We start from the raw sequence: 24,604 nt of genomic DNA on the forward strand, positions 1-24,604 counted from the left end.
TATGCAGCGGACAACCAGCTCTCTCAAAAGGTGTCAGATGAAAATAAAGTGTTAGACTTACGATTCGTTATTAGGCTAGAGGGCAGAATGCTTCCAATGAACGTTTTTACAATATGGTGAAGGGTTGGCAGGTGAAATTGTCTTTGGTATAATGACTAAAGTTCACTAAGGAGAGATTTTTTTGTCTGGAGTTATTCTTAACTAAACCAGTTCCATATGATGAGGTTTTCATGTACCTACTATCCGTCTGCCCGATTTTTGTTATGCGGGTGGGGATTGAAAGCTTCGGAATTAGTTAAGAACAACGGATATAACCAGATCCTTAGGGATACCTGTTATAATGAGTTCATGTCCGTGCTGATTCAGCGCGGATTTTTTTGTTGCTCAATAGCAGGTAACATGAGGGTAGGGATGACGTATGTTCATCTCTACCCTTTTCTATTTTTTGGCATAGGGGGTGGAATCGAAAAATTTCAAATATTGGTCAAACCAAATCGAATGTTTTGGATCCAAAATCAGTAAGAGAAAGGCGGACAATACATGAAACTTCAAACGAAACGGCTCATATTAAAAACACTGGATCTTGATTTGATCGACGCAGCAGCTCGTCATGATACCGGCGCTATTGAAGCTATGGGTTACAAATCTAACGGAGAATGGCCAGGTCCTGATTTTTTTGAGGCATTACCTTACTTTCGAGAACGACTGATCAAAAATAACGGCTCCAGAGGATATGACTCATGGATCATATTGGAAAAAGATACTCAAGAAATTGTTGGAGGGATTGGTTTTTTAGGAGATCCCGATCAAAACGGTATGATTGAAATTGGATTTGCAACGAATGATAGCCACCGTCGCAAAGGTTATTGCTTTGAAGCCGCTCAGAAATTATTAGAGTGGGCGCTAAATCACGATGATGTCAAAATCATAACAGCGAGATGCGAACATGACAATATTGGTTCTAAGAATGCGTTATTGAAATTAGAATTTCAAATGGACAACGAAGATCAAGAGTTGATTTATTGGAAATATCCTATTAAGAAAGTAAAGGAGACTCAAATATGAATAAACGGGACCTAGGTAACGTTGATTTCATAAGAGCAAATTTAATGGGGCCTAGTTCAATTGTAATAATCGAGGAATTAACGGCAAATTTGCCTTTGCAAAAAGGAATGCGAGTTTGATGGGGGCGTACCTGAGGCGTTGCAGCCGTTCTTTTCACCTAGTACGGATGATATTCATTGGCATACTTGCGATTGGTGGCAGAAATTATGGGAGCAGTCGCCAAATGTTTACGTGGAATCGGTAAGAGAAATGAATTTCTTTTCTAAAGCGTGGCACGAATGGCTTCAGTGCGACAACGACCATGCACGCGATAATATCGCGCTGCTGAATGCTGACGACGGGAAATATATGAACTTAATCTCAATTAGTGCCACAAAGATCTAGTGACCCGGCCCTTTGGGTCACTAGACTTTAACCTAATCAGGTAACAAAAGTACAATAAAACGGTGCCAGTCTTGTAATGCGACAGCCAAGCTCATCTAGAAAGACAAAACAAAGACGCACTTGCGAATCAGTTAAACCTCCGCAGGTTCGTCTTTTTTTAAACCAAGGCATATCATTTTGTTTCGCTACATTTCAGATTCTGAATGAACAGAATTTTAAACAAATGGCTGAAAATCATCATGAGCCGAGCTATCTCTAAAGCGACTGCTTCATAGCCGCAGAGGCGGGAGCTATGGTGACGCGGTTTTTACCGCTTTTTTTGGATGTATACATCGCTTCATCAGCGGCTTTCACCAGCTCCTGAATGTCTGCGTTTTTCTTCGCGATGCATACGCCGACGCTGATCGTCACAATCGTCTCCAGCTCTACGCGCTTGCGGATCGATTCAGCTACCCGCTCCGGCTTCACCTTGTCGAGGGTAATGCAGGTGAGCAGCTCTTCGCCGCCATATCTTCCGGCCGTTCCAATTCCCGCCGATTCCTCTTTCAAAATTTCCGACACCTGCTTCAGCACAATATCCGCCTTATGATGGCCTTGCGTATCATTAAGCTGCTTGAAGTTGTCAATGTCGCAGAAAATAACGGCCACGCCTTTGCCGCGCTTCATCAGCTGGCCCGCCTTCATATTGAAAGTGCGGCGATTATACAGCCCCGTCAAACCATCGGTAATCGACGATTGATAGGTTGCAATAAGACGCTCAATAACCCAATCAAACAACAGCAGAAACAGCTGGACAAAATAGACGACCGACAGCAAATAGGTGAAAATTTGCATCCCTGGCATCGTGCCGTGAAAAGCGTACGCATCAGCCAAATGAGCGAGCTCATAGACGAAATAGGTGACGAGGCTGGCGAAATATTTCGTATTCATATCGATACCCTTCGTATCGAGCAAAACCAGAAACGTAACGATCAGGGCGTAAAAATCAAGGCCGATAAAGTTGCCTGCTCTGCCTGAGGCAGCCTCTGCTCCAGTGAAGGACATATACGTAATGTGCAGCCCAGCGATCACAAAAGTGAGAACGAGCATGACGACAAAAGGCGTCACTTTCAGGCGGGTTCCCCGATGAGTATATAATTTCATGAAAACAAGGTTTATAATGATAAAAGAAATGATTTGCAATGTTGTAGCCAGCAGATGAATCCACGGCGGAATAGCGGTGCCTGCATAAGCAAGCATGGCCAGCAGCGCCTGATGAATCATGAAGAAGGGCAGCGTTGCATTGAGCAGCCCATACGTTCGATTGTTCTTGTAGCTGGCGCTAAGGCGCACAGACATGAATAACATAAGAATAAGGATGAGAATAACGCATGAAGATGCGAGCAGTTGACCATTAGGTCCTGCTAACCAGGAAAGGATTGTCATTGTAAGACCACCATATGCTCAAAATATAAAAATTAAAAAAATAATTGCGCTTGTCAACATTCGTCTTGTTTACAGAAACATATGTTCTACTATATCATGTTTGATGGCAGATGAACAACGCCAATATAAGTAGTATCGGCATCGTTGCCCAAAATGTGTAATCCGTTGCAAGCAATCGAATACGGGTAATTGAGGCTTTGAGCGCAAATTTGGAGGAGATTGAAGTTATGAACATCTTACAAGCTTTATTTTTCCCGCCGGAGCAGCCGGGTGGTGTTTCTTCCATGATTCCCTATATTCAGGACCGCTTTCAGCAAATGGGATGGGAAATGGAGCTATTCTCGATTCCGAAGCGAGTAAGAGGAAAAGGGCAGGAGGAAGTGGTATTCGAAACATTCGATTACCACGCTTTTGAAGGGGATCCGCTTGTCGATAAATATATTCAAACGTACCGCGATTACGTCTGGTGGACGAAGCTGCGGCTGAAGAAGTCCTATGATATTATTCATGCGCATCATCCGATTGCGGCGCTGGTTATGAAGCAGCTTTATCCAGACACGCCCGTCATGATGACGATTCACTCCAGCTATGAACGCGAGCTAATATTGAATGGCAAAATCGAAGAGAATGGCAAGGTGCATCAATTTTTGACCGCTATTTACGGCGAGCTGGAAGCGCGTGTTGACAAGCTGCTGACGGTGTCGGAATCATTCCGCACGTATATTTCTCCTTATGTGTTGGACGCAGCGGCGATTAAGGTCATTCCGAACGGATTTGATGAGAAGCGCTTTAAGCCGATTGCCCATGAAAATGAAGTTCCACAGCTCATTACCGTATGCCGCCTAGTGCCGGCCAAAGGCATTGACATTCTTCTTCATGGCTGTGCCGAGCTGAAGCGCAGGGGTCATCCCTTCGTCCTGCATATTATTGGAGATGGGCCGATTCGCCTTGAGCTGGAGCAGCTTGCAGTCGAGCTGGATTTATATGACGATATTATTTTTTACGGTTACATGCTGCATCCCGAGGAATTTATGCCGTTTTTTGATATTTTCGTGCTGCCTTCGCGGGCGGAGGCGTTCGGTTCCGTATTTGCCGAGGCCGCGCTCTGCTGGTTGGCGCTTGTCGGAACGAATGTCGGGGGCATTTCGGAGCAAATTGATGATGGCGTCAATGGATTGCTCGTACCCCCAGAGGACCCGATTGCACTTGCTGAGGCGCTGGAGAAGCTGGTTACGGATTCCTCTTATCGCTACAACTTGGCGCGTTCAGGCTGGGATAAAGCAAAGCAGGTTTATTCGCTGACGCGGGTTATTGCGCAGTTGAAAAAAGTGTACGTCAATACGCTGCGTCAAGCGGAATAATCAAATGCTGTCATTTCGGAGTGGGCTGGAGCAGAAGGCCAAGGGCAGAAGCTGCCTAAGCCTCGCTCCGGTCCATTCGCTTGCGGATAATTAAATACAGCCAGCCGAGACTGATCAGCCCGAATATCGGGTAAAGAGTGGATAGAAGCGGCCCGAATCCGATCTGGCTTGCCATATAGCAGAACAGCAGGATGATCGTTGTAATAATGGAACGTGACCATTTCAGCCGCTCTTGCAGCTGGAGGGTAAGGCCGTAAATGTCGGCGATCAAAGTGGTGAAGATTTCGGCGAAAATCAGGAATACATAAATAAATTGCACGCTTTGCCCAAGCTGCTTGGCGATGCCTCCCATTGGAATGGCATATTGCTGAATGCCAGGCATATGTACGGACAAGGCAATATGGCCGGCAAGAAGCATGAAGCCAATGCCAATGCCGCCGAGCCAAGAGCCGATGATGATCACTTTACGGTCGCGGATTTCGGCTCCGAGCGGGACAAGTACCGCTTGGGACATCGACAGGTTGAAGGCGGCATACAGGAAAGGCGCAGCCCATGCTGCCCAGATCGAATGATCGCTGGCAAGCGAGATAAAGCGCCCGGCGCCTGGCGTATTGAATGTATCAATAATAATGAGGACGGTAAACAGCAGCATGACGGGAACGACGATCGCATTGACCATCAAAATCGACTTCATCCCTTTGCGCAGCAGGAAATAACAGCCGACAATCGTAATGAGCAGGCCGGTTTGATAAGAGATATTCCAGTTTTCATAAAAAATCGTTCCGGCTCCAGCTAGCATAACGGCGGTAACCCCGAGCAAAATAACGAACATAAAGTGGCTGATCCAACGGCCATATTGCTCGCCAAACAGCGCTTTATTCAGATCTTCATACGATTTGGCGCGAATATCGCTGGCAATCAGCATCATTTTGGTACCTAGCCATATGAAGAGGAAGGTCGCTAAAGCGATCGTCAGCGTCCCCCAATAGCCGAAACGGGTGAAAAATTGTAAAATTTCCTGCCCTGTCGCAAAGCCGGCTCCCACAACAGTACCCATATAGGTAGATGCAATTTGCAGCACCTTACCTGTTCGTTTCATTATCATGATTTGCCCTTCCCCCGTTTCCGAACTCTTCTGCACATGCTTTATAGAAGGTATGTCCAAAACGGGACGGGCATGACTGCAAGTTCATCTGACTAAAGGCAGGTTGGCATAAAGGCTATGACTATGATTATTTCCATTATCGTATTTATTATCACGCTGGCGCTTATACTGGTGAAGCCAAAAGGCATGAATGAAGCTTTAATTGCGCTTGCCGGAGCTATTATTTTATTTGTTTTACAGCTGCTAAAGCTGGAGGATGTCGTATACATCTGGGGATTTGTGTGGAATGCGACGTTTTCATTGATTGGCATTATGATTTTTACGTCTTTGCTGGATCAAAATGGCTTTTTCCGCTGGGCGGCGCTGCATATTGTCCATCGCTTTAACCGACTGCCGCTGCTGCTGTTTACAATGCTGTCGCTGCTCGCTGCGGGAATTACGATTTTTTTCAACAACGATGGAACGATTTTGATTATGGTGCCGATTGTGCTCGAAGTAACCGCGCTGCTGAAGCTGTCCCGTAAAGCAAGGCTCGCCTACTTGCTCGGAATCGGGCTGATGGCAGATACAGCAAGCGCTCCCTTGATGATGAGCAACTTGACGAATATATTGACGGCCGATTTTTTTCATATTCCTTTTGATCAATATGCCTCGCAAATGCTGCTGCCTGGACTTGCGGCAATTAGCGCGACCATTGCAGTTACTTTAACTTATTTTGGCCGGATCATTAAAAATGACAAGAGCAGGGGCGACATGCCAAAGGTATTTCCGAAGCCTGCAACCGTGCTGGGCCATGTTACGCTGTTCAGGCTTTCCTGGGTCATTATCATCATCATGATGGCCGGTTATTTGATGTCGGAGCATTTCGGGCTTCCAGCTTGTGTGATTGCGCTTGGTTGTGCGGGGCTCCATTGGGTGGCGTCGGCTATTTTTAAACAAGTGGATGCCAAACAGACGGTGCTGCGGGCACCGTGGCTCATTATCGTATTTGCGCTGGCGATGAATTTGGTTGTGTACAGTTTGCATGTGCATGGGGCTGTTGCGTGGTTTCCGGACTTGATTGCTGCGGCTTCCAGCGGCTCGCCAATGGCTGGCATATTTGGTTCGGGATTGTTGTTTGCGCTGCTGGCGGCAGCTATTAACAACCTGCCCGCGGTTCTCATTTCGTCGCTTGCGATTACTCAGGTGAATGGGGCAGATTATTTGCCTTACGCCAGCCTGCTAGGAACGGCGATTGGGGCGAAGCTTACGCCCATCGGTTCGCTTGCTACGCTGCTGTGGCTGCAACTGCTGAGTCAGGGCGGCGTAAAGGTTTCATGGCGGGAGTATACGAAATATGGGCTGCTGTTTACGTTTCCGATTTTGCTCGTTGCTTTACTCATGCTGTGGTTGACCGGGGATTACTAAAGCTAGCTGCGGGCAAGCAGCTTGATGGACACGATCTCGCTTAAATCGGGATCAAGATCGAGCTTGAGCAGCGTCTTTGTTCCCTCGTATGCGATAATAAAGCCGCTTTGTGACGTAGGTTTGCCAAGCGCCTTAACGGCAGTTTTGGAATGGTCGCCGATTTTAACGCCGCTCAGTCCGGTTTTTACTTTTTTATCATACACTTCGATGTATTGAATCGTATTTTTGTCGCTCAGGCCAATAGCGAAGCCATCATATTCGTGGACTTCAATTTTAACCTGATTTTCTTCCTCCAGCGTGTAGGAATCGAGAGCGGTGCCAAAAAGCTTCGTCATGGCTGCTTTAGAATCGCCGATTGCAAGGCCGAGAAGTGCCGGCTTGGCGGCATTCCATTTTCCTTCTTCCGTTGTTTTGGCTGGTGTTGTTTTATTGCTCGACAAGCCGTTTGCAGCATTCACTTCGGTACTGGCGTCTACATGATCTTCAATCGCCTGATTTTGCACAGGGCTTTGCTGTTGCTCCAGAACGTTTTCCAAATAGGTTTTTTGCGGGCTGTCCGACTGAGTGAGCAGCTGGTCTGCTGTCAAGGGAGTACTTGCGCTTTGAGCCGTTTCATTTGGCCCGGCCATGCTTTGACAGCCAGCTGTTGCAACGGCAATGGCTATAACTGCGGCATGTTTTGCAAATCGATAAGGTGATTTCTTCATGTTCGTCACTTTGCAGCGCTCCTCGCTTGTCATCATTGTGATGATGCTTTTATTCTACTATAAGGTAAAACGGATGATATTGGGAAAAAGTTTCTGTTAAAGGGCAAAAAAGTTGGGGAAACGACCCATTAATTCCTATGGGCGGAAACGAGGAGGCAAGTTATGCGTTTCTTATTGCGCTGCTGGCTATACCTATGGTAAGTTATCCAAAAGGAATTTTTGGTGGGGGGAATGGCATACGATGGATATTTTAAAACAACGAATTTTGGAACAGGCTTCGGTACTGTCAACGGATGTGCTTAGGCTGGATTCTATTATCAACCACCAGGTCGATCCTGCATTAACGATGGAAATGGGCCATGAGTTTGCAAACCGCTTCGCTGGGGAGCAAATTACGAAGGTCATCACAATAGAGTCTTCAGGCATCCCGTCTGCTTTTGCAGCTGCTTATGTGCTTGGTGTACCGCTTGTTTTTGCAAGACGCAAAAAGACGCTAATCGCAGATAATGACGCTTATTGTGAGCGTGTCCCTTCGTTTACGAAAGGGATGGTTACCGATATTATGGTATCCAAGCAATATTTGACAAGCGAAGACCGGGTGCTGTTTATTGATGATATTATTGCCAATGGCGATGCAGCACGAGGACTTCTCAAAATTATTGAGCGCTCTGGCGCAAAGCTTGTGGGCATGGGTGTTGTCGTGGAAAAATCGTTTCAGGCAGGCTCGCGCACGCTGCGTGAGCAAGGGGTTCGCGTGGAATCGCTCGTTAGCATCTCGTCGCTTGAAGGCGGCCAAATTACATTTGAGTAAGATGTTCCAGAACAATTGCTCTTTCCCCGCAAGTGAAATTGGCTTATAATAAAACGTAAGTGATCGAGGGGAGGCAGAAATAATGGGAAATTGGTCAGCAGAATTCATGGATGTCAAATTATCCGATGCGAAAAATCATTTTGAGCGTGCATTAGATTGCAAACATACGGAATTTGATGATTTGTACCCTTATATGATTGAGCATCCGCAATTTTTCTGGTACAAAAGATATGTAGCATGGTCAGAGCTGCTTACGATCGTGAAGCTGTTTGAAGAGCTGGATCTGGAATGGCGTGAGCCGTTTAGCGAGCGTCAAGCCGAGTACATTGGTAAGCGTGTCATGTCCTCGCGCGTATTGGATGAGTGGTATGAAACGAATGATTCCAAGGAACATGTTGGCTAAGGCATACGCAGATCAATAGCATATATCAGCCTCAATAAACGGTTCTACAGTTTATTGAGGTTTTTTTTCACCATATACGGGAGTACGGCTTGAGGGGAGGAGTGTTCGTGCATGGTTAGTGAGGAATTGCTGGATCAGTTCCGAATAAGCGGCGAGAAAGTGCGCGTTGTCCGCGATGGGCTGGAGATGAATGACGTCATTGGCATCGTCGTAGCTTGGGATGATGCTTCCGTCGTCATTCGCAGAGCAAACAGGCGGGTCGTCAAGCTGAGCAGGACGTATTTGTATGAACCGGCCTCTCAGGAACGTGGCAGCATTTTGGAAGGGGAAGTATGACGGATGGAGCTTTTGAAGCAGAAGATTAGAGAAGAGGGCATCGTGCTAGGCGAGCAGGTGCTTAAAGTAGATTCGTTTTTGAATCACCAGATTGATCCGAAATTGATGTTTGCCATTGGGGAGCATCTTGCAGAGCTGTTTGCTGCTGCGGGTGTGACGAAGGTGTTAACGATTGAATCATCAGGAATTGCGCCTGCCGTCATGGCGGCAATGAAGCTGGACGTTCCGCTGATTTTTGCCCGGAAACGCAAGTCATTGACGCTTCAAGATGATTTATACACGCATAAGGTATATTCCTTTACGAAGCAGGAGGAGAGCGAGGTTAGCGTTGCCCGCAAGTTTGTACAGGCGGACGATGTGTTTCTCGTCATCGATGATTTCCTGGCAAATGGGGAGGCGGCACTTGGCATGGCGCGCATCGTAGAGCAAGCTGGAGCCAAAGTTGCAGGAATCGGCATCGTCATTGAAAAGTCTTTCCAACCGGGCAGAGAACGATTGCTTGAGCTGGGATACCGAGTGGAGTCGCTGGCAAGAATTGCTTCACTTTCGAATGGACAGGTTGCATTTGTCGAATAGAAAGCAGGGTGGTCATCGTGACTAGCAATCGGTTTGCAGTAGCCATACACATCATGAGCCTGCTGGATTTGGATAAGGACGAGCGTTTGACGTCCGACCATATTGCAGGCAGTGTGAATACAAACCCGGTTGTCATTCGCCGCATCATCGGCATGCTGGCGAAAGCGGGTCTTGTACAGACTAGTCCGGGAGTGGCTGGAGCGAGCATTACCCGTCCGCTGGACGAAATTTCGCTGCTCGATATTTATCGGGCAGTTCAATCGCAGACGCAGGAGGAATTGTTTGCGATTCATGACAAGCCGAATCCGGCTTGTCCGACTGGACGAAACATCCAGTCGTCGCTCGAAGAGGTGTTTGCTGAAGCGCAGCAGGCGATGGAGGATAAGCTTGCATCCATACGGCTGTCGCAGGTAACACAGAGTATTGCGAGTAAAATTTAACAAACAAGAAGAGCTGGGCCTTCATAGGCCCAGCTCTTCTTGTTTGTATTTGCTTCAGCTCAAGGGAGCAAAGGAGCATGGCGATTAACGGTTGCCGCCAGTGCGGTTGCCGCCAGTGCGGTTGCCGCCAGTGCGGTTGCCGCCAGTGCGGTTGCCGCCAGTGCGGTTGCCGCCAGTGCGGTTGCCGCCAGTATGGTTGCCGCCAGTGCGGTTGCCGCCAGTACGGTTGCCGCCAGTACGGTTGCCGCCAGTGCGGTTGCCGCCAGTACGGTTGCCGCCAGTACGGTTGCCGCCAGTACGGTTACCTTCAGAACGGTGTGAACTTTCGATGTTAGGCATATGCATTCCCCTTTCCACTTCATAAGATAATATATGAAGCGAACCTAGTGTTTGTAACGAGACAATTGATTGTTTTATAGATTAATAGGCTCATAAAGGAATAGAGGGGAAAGCTGGCGAGAATAGGCTGGTAAAATAATGGAATCGCCGTTATACTATAAAAAATTTATTTCCTTAACCTTCAGGAGGTGCTGTATGAAATGAGCGAAAATCCAATTTTAATTTCTTTCCCTGAATCGTTTGAAACCGAGCGCTTGCTCATTCGGGCTCCGCAGTGGGGGGACGGTGTTTTTAGCAATGAGGCTATTGTTGAAAGCCTGGAGCAGTTGAAGCCGTGGATGCCATTTGTGCAAACCATGCCTACTGTAGAGCAATCGGAAGCTTATGTAAGGAAGGCTCGGTTGAATTTTTTGGAGCGTACCGATTTGCCCCTGCATTTGTTTGATAAGCAGACGGGTGAATTTGTCGGCAGCAGCGGATTGCACCGATTTGACTGGGATGTGCGGAGGTTTGAAATCGGCTATTGGCTGAGAACGTCGCGTTCCGGCCAAGGTTTGATGACGGAGGCGGTAAATGGAATTACCACCTTTGCCATTCAGGAGCTGAATGCCAGCCGAATCGAAATTCGCTGTAATGAGATGAACCACGCCAGTGCGCGGGTAGCGGAGCGGGCCGGTTTTACGCTGGAGGGCATTTTGCGAAAGTCCGCCCGTGAGCAGACAGGCGAGCTTGCTAATACTTGTGTTTATGCGAAGGTGAAAGGGTATGAATATTAATTCATCATTGTACACGGATGTGATATAACCGAAATGATAAAGAGGGGTGTTATTATGGCGAGCTATGAATATACATCCAAAAAAGAGCTGTTGGAAGTTATCCACTCCAATTATTTACTGCTCGACAAGGAGTTTGATGAAATCAGCAATGATCAAAAGGATGACAGAATACCGGACGTGGATAAAACGCCTGCTGAAATAATCGCTTACCAACTGGGCTGGCTTGGTCTAGTTATGGGCTGGGATAGGGATGAGGAAGCAGGGCGCCGTGTCATTATGCCAACTCCAGATCATAAATGGAACCAGCTCGGTAACCTGTACCAATCTTTTTACGAGAGGTACGGTACATATTCCCTATCTGAGCTTAGAGACTTATTTCGGAAAGAGGAGCAGCGCTGGCTGGAATGGATTGACACATTAACCGAGGACGAGCTTTTTATACAAGGCGCTCGCCACTGGACGGGTAGTAAGGAAAACTGGCCGATGGCCCGGTGGATTCATATTAATTCGGCGGCTCCATTTAAATCATTCCGTGCGAAAATAAGGAAATGGAAAAAATATAATATAAAGCATAAATCATTAACTCCATAGTAAATGATACATATGGAAGCCATTAAATAAGCCGGATCAACGGCATAGCTTATTTAATGGCTTCCAACTGACCAGCTCCTATTTTTTGAAAACATCCAGATGTTCAAGGGATTTTCATCAGTGTATCGAGATGCTGGATAACGATGCTTTTCATCCTTTCCTTGCTGAATCGCTGTGGATAGGTGACGCCATGCACGACAAGTCCGTCCACTAGGGCATGAAGCCTTGCCGTTTCGTATTCGGCATCTATATTTGCTATCGTTACGCCTTGCTGGATAAGATGCTCTAACGACCTTCTTAGGCCGTTGTATATTTCCTCATAGGTGCTGAGGCTTATCGCTCGTATCGCTTCGCTTACGGACGCTCTTCCTGCGAAGGCGAGCCAAATTTGCGCTTCTTGCATACTCACTTCCTCCAGCGGCATCAGCTCCCAGATGATCAGCTCCATATCGTGGCGGACCATTCCGGTAAAGGGCAGCGCTTGTATACGCTCATTGACACGCTGTGAAACAAGCTGCATGGAAAAGACCAGCAGCTCGTCCTGCGAAACAAAATAATGTCTAATGGATCCGAGCGACATGGCCATCTCGTCGGCAACGCGGCGCACGGAGACGCTGTCCAGCCCTTCCCTAACGATAATGCGCCATACGGCTTCGGCAATTTCTTCTTTTCGTTTATTGTGATCAACTATTTTTGGCATGAGTGTATTATAGCGCAGTTGTTTTTTTAATACAATTGAGCTATAATAACAACGGTATTTAAATAATACATTCGTACTAAAAAAGGCGGAGGATACAATGGCCGTGTTTATTATTGGCTGTGAAATGGCTTTCTGGGTGTTTGTGCTGGCTGGTCTAATTAGCCGCTATATGCTGCGCGCCCCTAAGCTAGGAGCGTTTCTGCTGTACTGCACCCCTGTCATCGATCTGGTGCTGCTTGCCGCTACAGTTATTCACCTTCGTGGCGGGGCAGAGGCGAGCTTCGTTCACGGGCTGGCTGCCATATATATCGGCTGTTCGATCGCATATGGGCATTCGATGATCCGTTGGGCAGATGTGCAGTTTGCCCATCGCTTTGCCGGAGGCCTTGCACCACAGAAGAAAGCGAAAACGGGTGAAGAGCATGCCCGCAATGAGCGGTTAGGCTGGCTTCGCCATCTCGCTGCTTGGGCTATTGGATGTGCAGTGTTGTATGGCATGATTATAATGGTTAACGAGCCGCCCCAGACAGTGGCTTTAAGGCAAGTCATGGAGTGGTGGACATGGGTGCTCGGCATTGATTTTGTGATCAGCTTCAGCTATACGATCTGGCCAAGAAAGGCTAAAGCAGCTAATGAGAAAGCCAGTTGACTAGCAAGTAGGTTAATGGTGTACAAAAAGAACGAAGCGAAGGCGCTTCTTCCCTTTGGAAGAGCAGCTATGCTTCGTTCTTTTTGCTATATGGTTATGCAGCACGACCTATCTCCTCAAACTAGATTGGGTATAATAGATAAGATCGATCTGCTCTGAGCGGATTGGGCACATAAAAGCCATAGTCGATTGTTAAAGTAAGGATCATTATGGATAGAAGAGGAACTCAAATAATGAATAAAACGTTATTGCTAGTTGAAGACGAAAGCTTGATTCGGGAAGTGATAGCCGATTATTTCAAGATGAGCGGCTGGCGCGTATTTGAGGCGGAAAATGGCAAGGAAGCGCTGCTTTGGCTGGGCACTGTGCAGCCCGATCTGATCATTCTCGACATTATGATGCCGCAATTGGATGGCTTCGAGGTATGCCGGCAGGTACGGAGCAGCTTGGCTATTCCGATTATTTTATTGACGGCTAAATCAAGCGATGAAGATAAAATTATGGGGTTTGAGCTAGGTGCCGACGATTATGTGACGAAGCCCTTCAGTCCTAAGGTGCTGCTGGCGCGAGCAGCCGCCTTAATGAAACGGGTGGAGGGCAGCGTCGTGCTGCAGCCGAATATATTGAAATTTGGCGATGCGATGCTTAATTTGACCGCTCACCGTTTGGATGTAAGCGGCGCCGAGGTGGTGCTCGCGCCTAAAGAATACGATTTGTTATTGTTTTTAATTAAAAATAAAGGGATTGTTTTGCGCAGAGACGTCATTTTGAACCAAATTTGGGGGATGGATTTTGAAGGGGATTCCCGTGTCGTTGATTCCCATATTAAGAAGCTCCGGAGCAAGCTCGGCTTTGAGGCCCGGCATATTCGCACCGTTATTGGTACGGGTTATAAATTTGAGGAGGAGCCATGAAGAAGCGGGGAGTTACTTTTAAGCTGTTCATTATGACCGTTGTCTTTTTTCTTTGTTTTTACGGCATGGTCATCCTCTGTCAGCTGCTGCTGTTTGATCAATTTTATGAAAATCAGAAAATAAGCGGCAATGAAAAGCAGCTGGCGAAATTTGCCCAAAACTATGCCCAGACCGGCTGGAGCTCCAGCAAAACGTCTAATGAAGCTGCCCGTTTTATGCTTCAAAATAAAATCCAGCTCGCCATTTTAACGCTGGACGGCAAAGTGAGAATGGATGATCCTTATCACATTACATTAAAAACGGATGATCAAAGCTTGTATGTTGTTCCCTTGTCCTTGTTCTTGAATAGCTACGAAACGGAATTCCGGGCAGCCGGCATTCAGTCGGGGAATGTTGTAACGGTGGAAGGGGAGATGGAGCCTGGGGCAGAATCGATGAATCAGGTGCTTTATCCGTTAAGCATTCACAAAACGGGCCGCCCAAGTGTAGGCTACACCTCCAATGTGACGATCGGAGGCGAGTATAAGAAGGTTTCCGGCATCGTCACCGAACTGATCCAACCCGTTTCGAGGACGTATACGACGCGGCAAGGCATTTTGCTGGATGCGATCAGCGAGTGGTTCCCACTCAGTCAGGAGCGGAAGGAAAAGCTCGAAAACATGGAGGTTGTAGAGGAAAAGTGGACGCAAACATGGTCAGGTGTTCGCAATTCGATCATGATTTATCCCGTTGAGCAGCAATCGGGGGAAGTGGATTTGCTGTTTTCCGTCACCTCTCTGCAGGAAATCGGCGAAACGAATGAAGCTTTGCGTTGGTTTTACGTCTATTTAGGTGTAGGTGGATTTATCCTCATCATCATTTTATCGTTCTTTTTTTCAAAAATGGTTACCCGTCCGCTCATTTCGATGAACAATGCAGCCAAAAGGATGGTGCAGCTCGATTTCAGCGTGCATGAGCCAATTCGGCAAAACGATGAGCTGGGAAGCTTATCAAGCAGCCTCCATACCCTTTCACGCAGCTTGGACACTGCACTAGGAGATCTGAAGAAGGCCAATCAGCAGCTTGTAAAAGATATTGCGGAAAAGCAAAGGATGGAACAGGCTCAGCAGGAATTTTTCGCAAATGCTTCTCATGAGCTGAAAACGCCGCTTAGTATTGTGAAAAGCTTCAGCGAAGGGCTGCAGGATGGCGTAGGAGCGGGAAAGCAGGATCACTATTTAAAGGTGATTGTAGAGGAAGCGCAGAACATGGAAATGCTTGTGGAGGACATGCTCAATTTGGCCACGCTGCAATCCGATACGTTCAAGCTGCGTAAAAGCACATTTATGCTTAGCGAGCTGCTTGAGGAAGTGACGGGAAACTATGTCCATATGCTGCAAGCTAAGCAGCTTGAGGCTACCGTCATGACGAGCAATGAGCTCCCGCTGCATGCCGACGCGAGGTGGATGAAGCATGTGCTATCAAATTTCATAGGCAATGCGATTCAGCACGCGCAGGAAAACAGCGCCATTACGATTCAGATTGAGGGCAGAGGGAGCAGGCTGATTTTCTCCATAGAAAATGTTGGCGATACGATTCCCGAGGAAAAGCTGGAGCAAATATGGCAGCGTTTTTACCGCGTCGAAAGCTCGCGCAATCGGCGAACAGGAGGCACGGGACTGGGACTCTCTATTGTGAAACGGATCTTGGAGCTCCATGAAAGTGAGTACCAGGTTGAAAATACCGAGAAGGGCGTGAAATTCACGGTCATTTTTAAAGGCTGATGCCCGCTTTGTAGTCACCCGGCAAGCTTGACTAGCTAAGCTAATAACCGCTAATATAGATAAATGAAGTCTTGTATTGAGGGGAATGACCCGCATGAAATATTCAAAAGCTACTAACTATGCTCTTCATACGATGCTGTTTCTTGTGGCGACCAGCCCGGATAAGCCAGTTGGGGTTCAGCAGTTGGCAGAGAGGCAGCAAGTATCGCCTACCTATTTGTCCAAAATATTGACCAAGCTCGTTAAAGCGGGCATGATTGAATCCGCTTCAGGCGCCAACGGAGGCTACAAGCTAAAGCGCAATTGGGAACAAATATCGTTTCTGGATATTATTCATGCCATCGAAGGCACGGCCTCCTTGTTTGATTGCTCGCTGAATCATAGTTCCACTTGTTTAATTCAACAAGTGATGGTGTCAGCTGAGGGGAAGATGGAGGAGCATCTAAGAAATCAAACGATATTTGAGCTTGCTCAAAAAATGCCGGAACATTAGCATAGACGGATGCCCATAGACTGGACGCTTGGAGTAGAAGCGTCCAGTCTATGGGTTTCTTTTTCATAACATTCGCTAGGAAAGGACGAGGGCTGATGAGAACGGATATGATGTGGATGGAGCTGGAGCTTGCCAAGCAAAGGTGGTTATTGCTTGCAACCGAGCGGGGGCTGTGCCGTGTAGTATTCCCACATGAGGAGCTGGAAGGCTGGCGCAATTGGATGAACAAAGCAGCGCCTGGCAAGGAGCCGCGGGAAGATGCAGAGGCGATTAGACGGACAGGCATTGTGGAATGGCTGGAGCGTTATTTTGCCGGGGAACGCAGCTCCTTTGCTGAAATACCGCTCGATTTAATCGGGACGGCCTTTCAACAGCAAGTATGGACCGCGCTTGGTCAGGTGCCTTATGGTGAGACTCGAACCTATGGCGATATTGCGGCTGCCATCGGACGGCCTACGGCAGTACGGGCTGTCGGTGCTGCGAATGGCGCCAACCCGATTCCGATTTTGCTGCCCTGCCACCGAATTGTTGGGGCGGACCGCAAGCTGACTGGCTTTCGCGGAGGTCTGGAGATGAAGCGCAAGCTGCTGGAGCTGGAGCGCATTGAAGGCATAGCAGACGGTGGGCATGCAAGATTTCAATTTTAGCGTGAAGCTTGGACACTCGTATTTCGTCCAAGCTTCACGCTTTTTTTGCTTAAGGTTTATTAGGTTATGCCGCTTTCAAAAGCTGTTACAAGCTTATTTCTCATGGTCCACCTGCGGGAATGCACGCAGCTTGTAAGTATCCACTAAATGATTAATTCTCTTAATAAGCTCTAAACGCACATGTTCAGGCTCCAGGCACTCGCATTTATCGCCAAAGCCAAGTAAATAACCGTATCCAAGGTCATTTTCATTGAATGGAAAGGAAACGACAAAATTATTTCCTCCATGAGGCTCGACGTTTTGCTCCCCGCAGTACTCCACCATAAAGTCGCGAAGCGACTCATCAATTAGAAGCTTAATGGTAATCGTATGTTTTTCAGCCATTTCGAATAGCTCTGGCCCAATTTCCCTAGGCACAAAGCTTTCATTAAGAGGTTTAAGAGCTGAAATGCGAGATAATTTAAATGTGCGAAAATCCTGTTTGGCCATACAATAGCCCTGTAAATACCAGTTTGAATTTTTCAGTACCAAACGGTAGGGCTCGATTTTTCTCAGCGTCCGCTTGCTGTTATGGTCAGAATATTTAAACGACAATAGCTTCTTCTCATGAATCGCATTTTTCATTTCCTCGAAATTCGGCTTTACGTTACGGTTGCCTAGCCAGGGCGTATGGTCAATAGAAATTTGACTTTCAAAATCCTTCATTTGCTCTTCGGAAACGAGCCCCTTTACTTTCGCAATCGTAGTTAAAATTTCTTCACTGGACATTGAAGCTTGAATGCTGTTAAGCCCAATTAATAAGGCCGTTATATCCGAAACGGTAAATAGCTTTTTTTCTATTTTGTAGGCTTCCATAATGCCAATACCGCCATGAACACCCGGATAAGAAATAATGGGAATGCCGGCTCTATTTATCGCTTCTATATCTCGGAAAATCGTGCGAGGAGTGACTTCAAACATTTTGGCAAGGGTAGAAGTACTGACCTTATTACGCTCAAGCAGCAGCATAACGATGGATAATAGTCGATCAATCTTCAAGGGATTCATCCTTATTTTTTATTTTTTTTTGCAAAAAAACTATGACATACTGTTGTCATAATTCTATATGATAACTTTAATTATGTCGATGGACATAAACGAACAAATCCAAATTTATAAGGGATATGGAGGTATTAAAAGATGAAATTAATGGTAACCGGAGCAACGGGTCAGCTTGGATCATTGATCGTCGAATCATTGCTGCAGCTAGTTCCTGCAAATAGCTTGGCTGTAATCGAGAGTGACGACCCGCCAAAGCTGCTTGGCCGCCGCATGATTCCGCTCCATGAAGTGATCCGCAAGCTGATTTCCTAGATAAAGATGCTGGTATTGGGGGAATTTCAGGCAGCTTCGAGGTGCTGATGACAGCCCGTATTTTCCAGGCGATCGGAACAGGACTTCTGCTCCCGCTTATGTTCAATACGGTGCTTATTATATTTCCGCCCCATAAGCGTGGCTTTGCCATGGGACTTGTGACACTCGTATTTACGGCTGCACCTGCTGTAGGTCCAACCGTCTCCGGATTGATGATTGCCCATTTAAGCTGGCACTGGATTTTCTGGCTATCCCTCGTTCTTATGCTAATTGCATCGCTTGTTGGGTTCATATATATGCAAAATGTATCTGCCATTACCAAACCGCGCATCTTTCACTCGTATTGTTCGTCATTCGGCAATTGATGATGAAGCAGCCATTAATGAATTTAAGAGCATTCAAGCACCCGATGTTTGTTGTTTTGGCCGTCTGTTCGACCAATTCGGCCCTCGATGGCACGTGATACCGGGCATCTTTTTAGCGGCGGTTACGATTTGGTTCTTCTCGGCTGTAACGGCTGTATCCACGATTGCGTTCATTGTCATGCTGCATATTTGTCTCATGATCGGTGTTTTATTAGTGTGGATGCCAGCCCAGACGAATGGGATGAATCAGCTACCTCGCCATATGCATCCGGATGGAACAGCGATTATGAATACGCTCATCCAGATTGCAGGCGCGATTGGCATGGCTGTAGCGGTTAGCGTCATGACATCCGGTGCCAATCACTATATGCAAAATGCAGCTGGGGAAAGCGGTTCGACATTTACACCAGCCGCGCTTACGGCAGGCATTCAGGATGCCTTTGTGTTTGTCCTATTCATTGCAGTCGCAGGGGCCATCGTTGGACTGTTTATTAAACGTGTAAAAGCTGCCTAGTTCATTCGAGATATAAATGATATAGAGACTTAATCAACGGATATCCAGCTTTAGAGAGCTATCCGTTGATTTTTTTCATGAACAGACGCCGCAGGCGGAAAACGGTTATTTGAGCTTTTTACAACCTGCTTGAGTCATTTAGGAGGTTAGCAGATGGAGCATTTTATACAGGTTAGTGGTGCGCGGGAAAATAATTTAAAAAACATTAGTATTCAAATTCCCCGTGATCAAATCGTCGTATTTACTGGAGTGAGCGGCTCTGGCAAATCCAGCTTGGCGTTTGATACCCTTTATGCGGAGGGCCAAAAACGTTATGTAGAGTCATTATCTGCGTATGCCCGGCATTTTTTGGGACAAGTCGGCAAGCCGGATGTTGACGCCATAGAAGGGCTTTCGCCAGCGATTGCCATTCAGCAAAAAACGACCTCCAACAACCCGCGTTCTACCGTCGGGACACTTACGGAAATTTATGATTATTTGCGTTTGCTGTGGGCCAGAGTCGGAACGCCGCATTGCCCCGTTTGCAACGATGAAATTAGCCGGCAATCTGTTGATGAAATCGTTGATCAAATTTATAGTTTGCCGCAAGGAACGAGGTTTGCAGTGCTTGCCCCTATCGTGCGAAAGCAAAAAGGCGAGCACCGTAAAATACTGGAGCACGCCAAGGCTAGCGGTTATGCGCGTGTCCGGGTGGACGGCTCCTTTTATCAGCTGGATGATGATATTCCATTTCATAAAAACGAGAAGCATACGGTGGAAATTGTCGTTGACCGGCTTACGGTGAAAGCAGATGATGCACAGCGGCTGACCGATTCCCTTGAAACCGCGTTTTCGCTAGCTGGGGATATCGTCCTTATTTATCAGTATGACAGCGGGGAAGAGACTTCCTTCTCACAAAGCTACAGCTGTCCACGCTGCGAGGTGTCATTAGCCGAGTTAACGCCACGCATGTTTTCATTCAATAACCAAGAAGGGGCATGCCGGACCTGCTCCGGGCTAGGCTTTCAAGTCAAAGCGGCCTCTTTTAAGGGAGCTGCTGGGATGCAGCAGGAGGCTGTGGATGAAACGCTTGCGCCGCCATGCCCAGATTGCCACGGAGACCGTCTTGCGCCCATGCTGCTTGCTGTCTCGGTTGGCGGTATGAACATCGCTGAATTTTGCAGGTTATCTGTTTCTGCTGCCCTTGATTTTATTGCGAATTTGAGGCTGCCTGGAACGAAGGCGGCGATTGCTGAATTGATCGTTGCGGAAATTGGTTCCCGGCTTCAGTTTATGAACAATGTAGGCTTGGAATATTTACAGCTTTCAAGGACATCTGGCACTCTTTCCGGGGGTGAGAGCCAGCGCATTAGATTAGCTTCGCAAATCGGTTCGGGCTTAACGGGCGTATTATATATTTTAGATGAGCCCTCCATTGGCCTTCATCAACGAGACAATGCGCGCCTGTTGTCGGCATTAGAGGACATGCGTGCAATGGGGAATACGCTCATTGTCGTTGAGCATGATGAAGAAACGATTAGACAAGCAGATTGGATTGTAGATATTGGGCCCGGCGCTGGAAAAAATGGCGGATATGTTGTTGCGCAAGGAAAGCTCGTCGACATTGCGAAGGAACCAAGCTCGATAACCGGACAATATTTATCTCGTAAAAAACAAATTGCCGTCCCGGAATACAGGCGTAAAGGCAATGGGAAATCTTTAACGATTATCGGTGCGGCAGAAAATAATTTGAAAGCTATTGATGTTTCCATACCACTAGGCACCTTTACATGTGTGACGGGCGTTTCGGGTTCAGGAAAATCAAGCCTAATCAATGAAATCGTCTATAAAAGGCTAGCTGCGGAGCTCAACCGCTCCCACACGAGTGCGGGAAATCATCAGCAAATGCAGGGAATCGATTTTTTAGATAAAATCATTAACATTGACCAAAGCCCGATAGGACGTACCCCACGTTCGAATCCGGCTACGTACACCGGACTTTTTGACCAAATTAGATCTCTTTACGCCCTGACAAATGAAGCGAAAGTTCGTGGCTACGGCCCGGGAAGATTTTCGTTCAATATATCGGGGGGCCGCTGTGAGGCATGTGCCGGCGACGGAATGATGAAGCTGGAGATGCATTTTCTTCCTAGCGTATTTGTAGCCTGTGATGTATGCAAAGGGAAGCGATACAATCGTGAAACGCTGGAGGTTCACTATAAAGGTAAAAGCATAGCGGAAGTGTTAGAAATGACAGCGGATGAAGCGGTCACTTTTTTCGGCAACGTTCCTAAAATTCGTAAAAAGATCGAAGCGCTTTACAAGGTAGGACTGGGGTATGTGCAGCTGGGACAATCCTCCACGACCTTGTCAGGAGGGGAAGCACAGCGAGTGAAGCTTGCAGCAGAGCTGCAGAAGCCGGCTACAGGCTCAACCCTATATGTTATGGATGAACCTACGACAGGGCTGCATGTGGCGGATGTGCATCAACTGGTTCATATAGTGCATGCACTCGTCGATGGCGGGAATACGGTAGTTGTTATTGAGCACAATTTGGATTTGATTAAAAACGCAGATTATATCATCGATTTAGGCCCCGAAGGTGGTACACATGGCGGCAGTATCGTTTGCACAGGTACCCCAGAGGAGGTGGCCGATTGCGAAGCGAGCTACACCGGCCAATATTTGCGAGCTGAGCTGAAAGGAAACGAATCCAATGAATATGATGGATCAACCGGTTACCCATATTAAATTTGGTATTGGGCGTGTAGTAGGCAAGGAAGACGGGAAAATAAACGTTTTATTTTCAAATGCAATTGGGGAAAAATCATTCCAATATCCGGAAGCTTTTGCTCAATTTCTGCAAATGAACAATTCTGATCTCCAAAACTTTATTATATCGGAATATCAATCGAAGCAAGAAAAGCTGCTCAGAGAAGAGGCGGATCAATTGGCTGCTGTACTAGCTGAGCGAAAAACGCCAGAAAAATCAACAAAGTCATCGAAGAAAAAGGCAGAATCCAAAAAGAAGCAATAAAATAGGGCAGGAGGGTTATTTTTGTACCAATACAAGGAGCAGTCTTATAATGAGGTTCGGTTTGATGGACGTGATTTGCGTTATGGCGAATTATTTCGCTGTACGTTTACTAAATGCACATTTACGAATACTTCCATGGAGGAAGTAGTTACGACTAACTGTCGTTTTGTCGAATGCAGCTTTCGCGGAACATCCTTAAACGGCTCCGTTCATACGGGGACAGCCTTCGAAAATTGTAATTTCAACGATGCAAACCTATTTGTTTCCATATTCAACGCTTGCAAAATGACAGGCTCCGACTTTTCGAGTGCCCAAATGGACGGAATTACGATTGCTCAAGGAGATTGGGCTTACACGAACTTAAGGCATGCCCGATTTTCAAAACAAGATTTAAGAGGCGTTCGTTTTTTGGAGGCTGACTTTACGGATGCTAATTTGGAGAAGGCGGATTTAAGAGATGCCGATCTGACCCGAGTTTCTTTAAGCAAAGCTAGACTTAAAGGAGCCGATTTAAGAGGGGCCAAGCTGGATGGGATTGATTTAAAGGGCCTTGATTTGAAGGGGGTACGTATGGATAGCGAACAGGCCGTTATTTTCTTGCGATCCTATGGAGCCATCATCAATTAATTTGAAGGAAATGGACGAGCTAGAGAAGGTGATCAACACTACTGACAACCTGTTGTCAGTAGTGTTTTTGTATAGTTAGCTTAATAAAAGGCCGAGGAGAGAGCAAATATGTTACGAAATGAAGCGTATGATGCGAAAGCCGTAATGAAGAAGTTAGAGCAATTGGCGCAAAGGGGACACACTCAGCAGCCGGCGCAGCTTGCAATGTCCATGGAGCAGGATAGTTTAGCCGCAGTAGCAAGCGATTCGCTAGAGCAGCGCCGCTATTGGATAGGCGTCGTCTCGGAAGCGCATGTGCGGATAGGTGTGGAGGAGGGGGTTGCACAGCTTTGCAACGGCAAGGAAGCTGCGCTGAAGCGGATGCGGGCGGGAGATTGGCTCATTTATTATTCGCCGCGTACGGAGATGAACGGAGGAGAATCGCTGCAGGCGTTTACCGCCATTGGGCAGATGATGGATGACCGGATTTATCCGCATCAAATGACGGAATCGTTTATTCCCTTTCGGCGGGCCGTTCGCTTTCTGCCTTGCCGGACCGTGAAAATCGCGGGTCTGTTGGACGACTTGACGTTTACGAGTGGCAAACGCAACTGGGGCTATTGCTTCCGCTTCGGACAAATTAAAATTAGCGAGGCGGATTTTTTGACAATTGCCATAAAAATGCTAGGGGAAAGTATAGAGGAAGAGCTACATGCTTTATAGGTGTATAGCGAATGTCATATAACGCCATGTTTAGACACTCTTCTACATCTAGCGACAATTTTTTACAAGGATATTATTGACAAATTTATAAGGTCTAAGTATAATTCGAAAGGTAATTATGAGACAAAAATTACAACTATTTGAAAATTAGGAGAGTGAATTGTTCCATGAAAAAAAGTACGGTATCCGTAGCTCTAGCTTTTACTATGCTGCTCTCGGCTCCAGCAGTGCTGCTGCAGCCAGTTGCAACCGTTATGGCGGCAGATGCGTCGGGTACGACAGCAAGCATCTCGAATGTGCTGAAGAACCAGCAAAGTGACGGAGGGTGGAGAAAAGATTACGGACAGAGCAGCGGCGAATGGGCTAAATCTACGATTGATAATAAGGCAACTTATTCGGAGATTCGCAGATTAGCTAGTGAGTATAAGAAAACGAAGGACAGCAAATATTCCGCAGCGGCGATCAAGGGCATTAATTTCCTGATCAATATGCAATATGCCAATGGCGGTTTCCCGCAAGTGTATCAAAGCTCCGGCTATCATAAACATATTACTTATAATGATAATGCGATGATTAATGTGCTGATTTTGCTGGATGAGGTTGCGAACAAGAAAGGCGATTTCTCCTTTATCGACAGCACTTTGGCTAGCAAAAGCAAGCAAGCGGTGGACAAAGGAGTAGACTGCATCCTGAAATCACAGGTTACTGTCAATGGCAAATTGACGGCATGGGGACAGCAGCATGATTCCAGCACGCTGAAGCCAGCCGGAGCTAGAATCTATGAAGTGCCGTCTCTCACCGCTCAGGAGAGTGTAAACATTGTAAAATTTCTAAAAACAAGAGCATCCGATGCTAAAATCGCTGCGGCCATCAAGGGCGCTGAAGACTGGTTCAAAGCGTCGCAGATTACGGGAATCCGGGTCGAGAAGAAGAGCGGCGATGTCGTTGTCATTAGCGATCCAAATGTGAAGACGCCGATCTGGGCACGCTTTTACGAAATAGGCAGCAACAAGCCGATTTTTGTAGGCCGGGACGGCATAGTGAAGTACAAGCTTAGCGACATCGAGAAAGAAAGAAGAACAGGCTATGCCTGGTATGGCAACTGGCCGGCTAAGTAATGGTGCAATTGCCTTTG

General features: G+C 47.0%; 27 protein-coding genes and 1 pseudogene. 22 read left to right on the forward strand and 6 right to left on the reverse strand.

The window, feature by feature from the left end:
• Positions 1 to 540 precede the first annotated feature (540 nt).
• Complete coding sequence (locus tag AC6B99_RS07315; protein WP_496663096.1) at positions 541 to 1,065, forward strand: GNAT family N-acetyltransferase; 525 nt, start codon at positions 541 to 543, stop codon at positions 1,063 to 1,065.
• Between the two features lie 639 nt (positions 1,066 to 1,704).
• On the opposite strand, the gene AC6B99_RS07320 is transcribed toward AC6B99_RS07315, so the two are convergent.
• Positions 1,705 to 2,874 (reverse strand): GGDEF domain-containing protein, encoded by a 1,170-nt coding sequence (locus tag AC6B99_RS07320; protein ID WP_496663097.1) that lies wholly within the window; start codon positions 2,872 to 2,874, stop codon positions 1,705 to 1,707.
• A gap of 227 nt (positions 2,875 to 3,101) precedes the next feature.
• Here AC6B99_RS07320 and AC6B99_RS07325 point away from each other — a divergent pair, with 227 nt between their 5' ends.
• Positions 3,102 to 4,235 carry a glycosyltransferase family 4 protein gene (locus AC6B99_RS07325; protein ID WP_056041890.1) on the forward strand — a complete coding sequence of 378 codons (1,134 nt, stop codon included), beginning with the start codon at positions 3,102 to 3,104 and terminating at the stop codon, positions 4,233 to 4,235.
• A gap of 55 nt (positions 4,236 to 4,290) precedes the next feature.
• On the opposite strand, the gene AC6B99_RS07330 is transcribed toward AC6B99_RS07325, so the two are convergent.
• A complete protein-coding gene (locus AC6B99_RS07330) occupies positions 4,291 to 5,334 on the reverse strand; it encodes a YkvI family membrane protein (RefSeq protein WP_056042087.1) in 1,044 nt (347 codons plus the stop codon).
• Positions 5,335 to 5,457: 123 nt separating this feature from the next.
• Between AC6B99_RS07330 and AC6B99_RS07335 the strand changes: the two genes are divergently transcribed.
• Positions 5,458 to 6,747 (forward strand): ArsB/NhaD family transporter, encoded by a 1,290-nt coding sequence (locus tag AC6B99_RS07335; RefSeq protein WP_494880585.1) that lies wholly within the window; start codon positions 5,458 to 5,460, stop codon positions 6,745 to 6,747.
• A 2-nt stretch (positions 6,748 to 6,749) separates the two neighbouring features.
• Here AC6B99_RS07335 and AC6B99_RS07340 read toward each other — a convergent pair whose 3' ends face one another.
• The gene (locus AC6B99_RS07340) at positions 6,750 to 7,463 is read right to left on the reverse strand and encodes a hypothetical protein (protein WP_496663098.1); all 714 of its coding nucleotides are present in this window, start codon (positions 7,461 to 7,463) and stop codon (positions 6,750 to 6,752) included.
• Positions 7,464 to 7,695: 232 nt separating this feature from the next.
• Between AC6B99_RS07340 and AC6B99_RS07345 the strand changes: the two genes are divergently transcribed.
• From AC6B99_RS07345 to AC6B99_RS07365, 5 genes are all read left to right on the forward strand, one after another.
• Positions 7,696 to 8,265 (forward strand): xanthine phosphoribosyltransferase, encoded by a 570-nt coding sequence (locus AC6B99_RS07345; RefSeq protein ID WP_056041884.1) that lies wholly within the window; start codon positions 7,696 to 7,698, stop codon positions 8,263 to 8,265.
• 82 nt (positions 8,266 to 8,347) lie between these two features.
• A complete protein-coding gene (locus tag AC6B99_RS07350) occupies positions 8,348 to 8,668 on the forward strand; it encodes a hypothetical protein (RefSeq protein WP_046229684.1) in 321 nt (106 codons plus the stop codon).
• 111 nt (positions 8,669 to 8,779) lie between these two features.
• Positions 8,780 to 9,004 (forward strand): hypothetical protein, encoded by a 225-nt coding sequence (locus AC6B99_RS07355; protein ID WP_056041882.1) that lies wholly within the window; start codon positions 8,780 to 8,782, stop codon positions 9,002 to 9,004.
• A 3-nt stretch (positions 9,005 to 9,007) separates the two neighbouring features.
• Positions 9,008 to 9,580: a xanthine phosphoribosyltransferase gene (locus AC6B99_RS07360; protein ID WP_494862007.1), complete on the forward strand. Its 573-nt coding sequence runs from the start codon at positions 9,008 to 9,010 to the stop codon at positions 9,578 to 9,580.
• Between the two features lie 14 nt (positions 9,581 to 9,594).
• Positions 9,595 to 10,020, forward strand: coding sequence for an Rrf2 family transcriptional regulator (locus AC6B99_RS07365; protein WP_099521865.1), 426 nt, complete (start codon positions 9,595 to 9,597; stop codon positions 10,018 to 10,020).
• Between the two features lie 59 nt (positions 10,021 to 10,079).
• On the opposite strand, the gene AC6B99_RS07370 is transcribed toward AC6B99_RS07365, so the two are convergent.
• Positions 10,080 to 10,382 (reverse strand): hypothetical protein, encoded by a 303-nt coding sequence (locus AC6B99_RS07370; RefSeq protein WP_496663099.1) that lies wholly within the window; start codon positions 10,380 to 10,382, stop codon positions 10,080 to 10,082.
• Between the two features lie 177 nt (positions 10,383 to 10,559).
• Here AC6B99_RS07370 and AC6B99_RS07375 point away from each other — a divergent pair, with 177 nt between their 5' ends.
• A complete protein-coding gene (locus AC6B99_RS07375) occupies positions 10,560 to 11,135 on the forward strand; it encodes a GNAT family N-acetyltransferase (RefSeq protein ID WP_494862003.1) in 576 nt (191 codons plus the stop codon).
• Between the two features lie 54 nt (positions 11,136 to 11,189).
• Positions 11,190 to 11,726, forward strand: coding sequence for a ClbS/DfsB family four-helix bundle protein (locus AC6B99_RS07380; RefSeq protein WP_494862001.1), 537 nt, complete (start codon positions 11,190 to 11,192; stop codon positions 11,724 to 11,726).
• A gap of 103 nt (positions 11,727 to 11,829) precedes the next feature.
• Here AC6B99_RS07380 and AC6B99_RS07385 read toward each other — a convergent pair whose 3' ends face one another.
• Positions 11,830 to 12,426 carry a TetR family transcriptional regulator C-terminal domain-containing protein gene (locus AC6B99_RS07385; protein WP_494861999.1) on the reverse strand — a complete coding sequence of 199 codons (597 nt, stop codon included), beginning with the start codon at positions 12,424 to 12,426 and terminating at the stop codon, positions 11,830 to 11,832.
• 97 nt (positions 12,427 to 12,523) lie between these two features.
• On the opposite strand from AC6B99_RS07385, the gene AC6B99_RS07390 reads away from it, so the two are divergent.
• The 5 genes from AC6B99_RS07390 to AC6B99_RS07410 all read left to right on the forward strand — a co-directional run bounded on the left by AC6B99_RS07390 (position 12,524) and on the right by AC6B99_RS07410 (position 16,892).
• Positions 12,524 to 13,075, forward strand: a complete 552-nt coding sequence (locus tag AC6B99_RS07390; protein ID WP_494861997.1) for a hypothetical protein — start codon at positions 12,524 to 12,526, stop codon at positions 13,073 to 13,075.
• Positions 13,076 to 13,308: 233 nt separating this feature from the next.
• The gene (locus AC6B99_RS07395; protein ID WP_056041870.1) at positions 13,309 to 13,989 is read left to right on the forward strand and encodes a response regulator transcription factor; all 681 of its coding nucleotides are present in this window, start codon (positions 13,309 to 13,311) and stop codon (positions 13,987 to 13,989) included.
• Complete coding sequence (locus AC6B99_RS07400) at positions 13,986 to 15,752, forward strand: ATP-binding protein (protein ID WP_494861995.1); 1,767 nt, start codon at positions 13,986 to 13,988, stop codon at positions 15,750 to 15,752. The genes AC6B99_RS07395 and AC6B99_RS07400 overlap by 4 nt, the downstream gene beginning before the upstream one ends.
• 94 nt (positions 15,753 to 15,846) lie before the next feature.
• Positions 15,847 to 16,245: an Rrf2 family transcriptional regulator gene (locus AC6B99_RS07405; protein ID WP_056041866.1), complete on the forward strand. Its 399-nt coding sequence runs from the start codon at positions 15,847 to 15,849 to the stop codon at positions 16,243 to 16,245.
• Between the two features lie 95 nt (positions 16,246 to 16,340).
• The gene (locus tag AC6B99_RS07410) at positions 16,341 to 16,892 is read left to right on the forward strand and encodes a methylated-DNA--[protein]-cysteine S-methyltransferase (protein ID WP_056041863.1); all 552 of its coding nucleotides are present in this window, start codon (positions 16,341 to 16,343) and stop codon (positions 16,890 to 16,892) included.
• A gap of 93 nt (positions 16,893 to 16,985) precedes the next feature.
• Here AC6B99_RS07410 and AC6B99_RS07415 read toward each other — a convergent pair whose 3' ends face one another.
• Positions 16,986 to 17,930: a helix-turn-helix transcriptional regulator gene (locus AC6B99_RS07415; RefSeq protein WP_056041862.1), complete on the reverse strand. Its 945-nt coding sequence runs from the start codon at positions 17,928 to 17,930 to the stop codon at positions 16,986 to 16,988.
• Between the two features lie 141 nt (positions 17,931 to 18,071).
• On the opposite strand from AC6B99_RS07415, the gene AC6B99_RS07420 reads away from it, so the two are divergent.
• The 7 genes and pseudogenes from AC6B99_RS07420 to pelA all read left to right on the forward strand — a co-directional run bounded on the left by AC6B99_RS07420 (position 18,072) and on the right by pelA (position 24,587).
• Positions 18,072 to 18,245 (forward strand): hypothetical protein, encoded by a 174-nt coding sequence (locus AC6B99_RS07420; RefSeq protein WP_442952561.1) that lies wholly within the window; start codon positions 18,072 to 18,074, stop codon positions 18,243 to 18,245.
• A 14-nt stretch (positions 18,246 to 18,259) separates the two neighbouring features.
• Positions 18,260 to 19,124: pseudogene (locus AC6B99_RS07425) on the forward strand (MFS transporter); the annotation flags it as partial.
• Positions 19,125 to 19,277: 153 nt separating this feature from the next.
• Complete coding sequence (gene uvrA / locus AC6B99_RS07430; protein WP_496663100.1) at positions 19,278 to 21,854, forward strand: excinuclease ABC subunit UvrA; 2,577 nt, start codon at positions 19,278 to 19,280, stop codon at positions 21,852 to 21,854.
• Positions 21,820 to 22,140, forward strand: coding sequence for a hypothetical protein (locus AC6B99_RS07435; protein ID WP_056041855.1), 321 nt, complete (start codon positions 21,820 to 21,822; stop codon positions 22,138 to 22,140). Before uvrA ends, AC6B99_RS07435 begins: the two co-directional genes overlap by 35 nt.
• A gap of 21 nt (positions 22,141 to 22,161) precedes the next feature.
• Positions 22,162 to 22,767 (forward strand): pentapeptide repeat-containing protein, encoded by a 606-nt coding sequence (locus AC6B99_RS07440; RefSeq protein WP_496663101.1) that lies wholly within the window; start codon positions 22,162 to 22,164, stop codon positions 22,765 to 22,767.
• Between the two features lie 204 nt (positions 22,768 to 22,971).
• Positions 22,972 to 23,469, forward strand: a complete 498-nt coding sequence (locus tag AC6B99_RS07445; protein ID WP_081419113.1) for an EVE domain-containing protein — start codon at positions 22,972 to 22,974, stop codon at positions 23,467 to 23,469.
• Positions 23,470 to 23,636: 167 nt separating this feature from the next.
• Positions 23,637 to 24,587 carry a pectate lyase gene (gene pelA / locus AC6B99_RS07450; protein ID WP_496663102.1) on the forward strand — a complete coding sequence of 317 codons (951 nt, stop codon included), beginning with the start codon at positions 23,637 to 23,639 and terminating at the stop codon, positions 24,585 to 24,587.
• Positions 24,588 to 24,604 lie beyond the last annotated feature (17 nt).

This window comes from Paenibacillus liaoningensis (assembly GCF_059609455.1).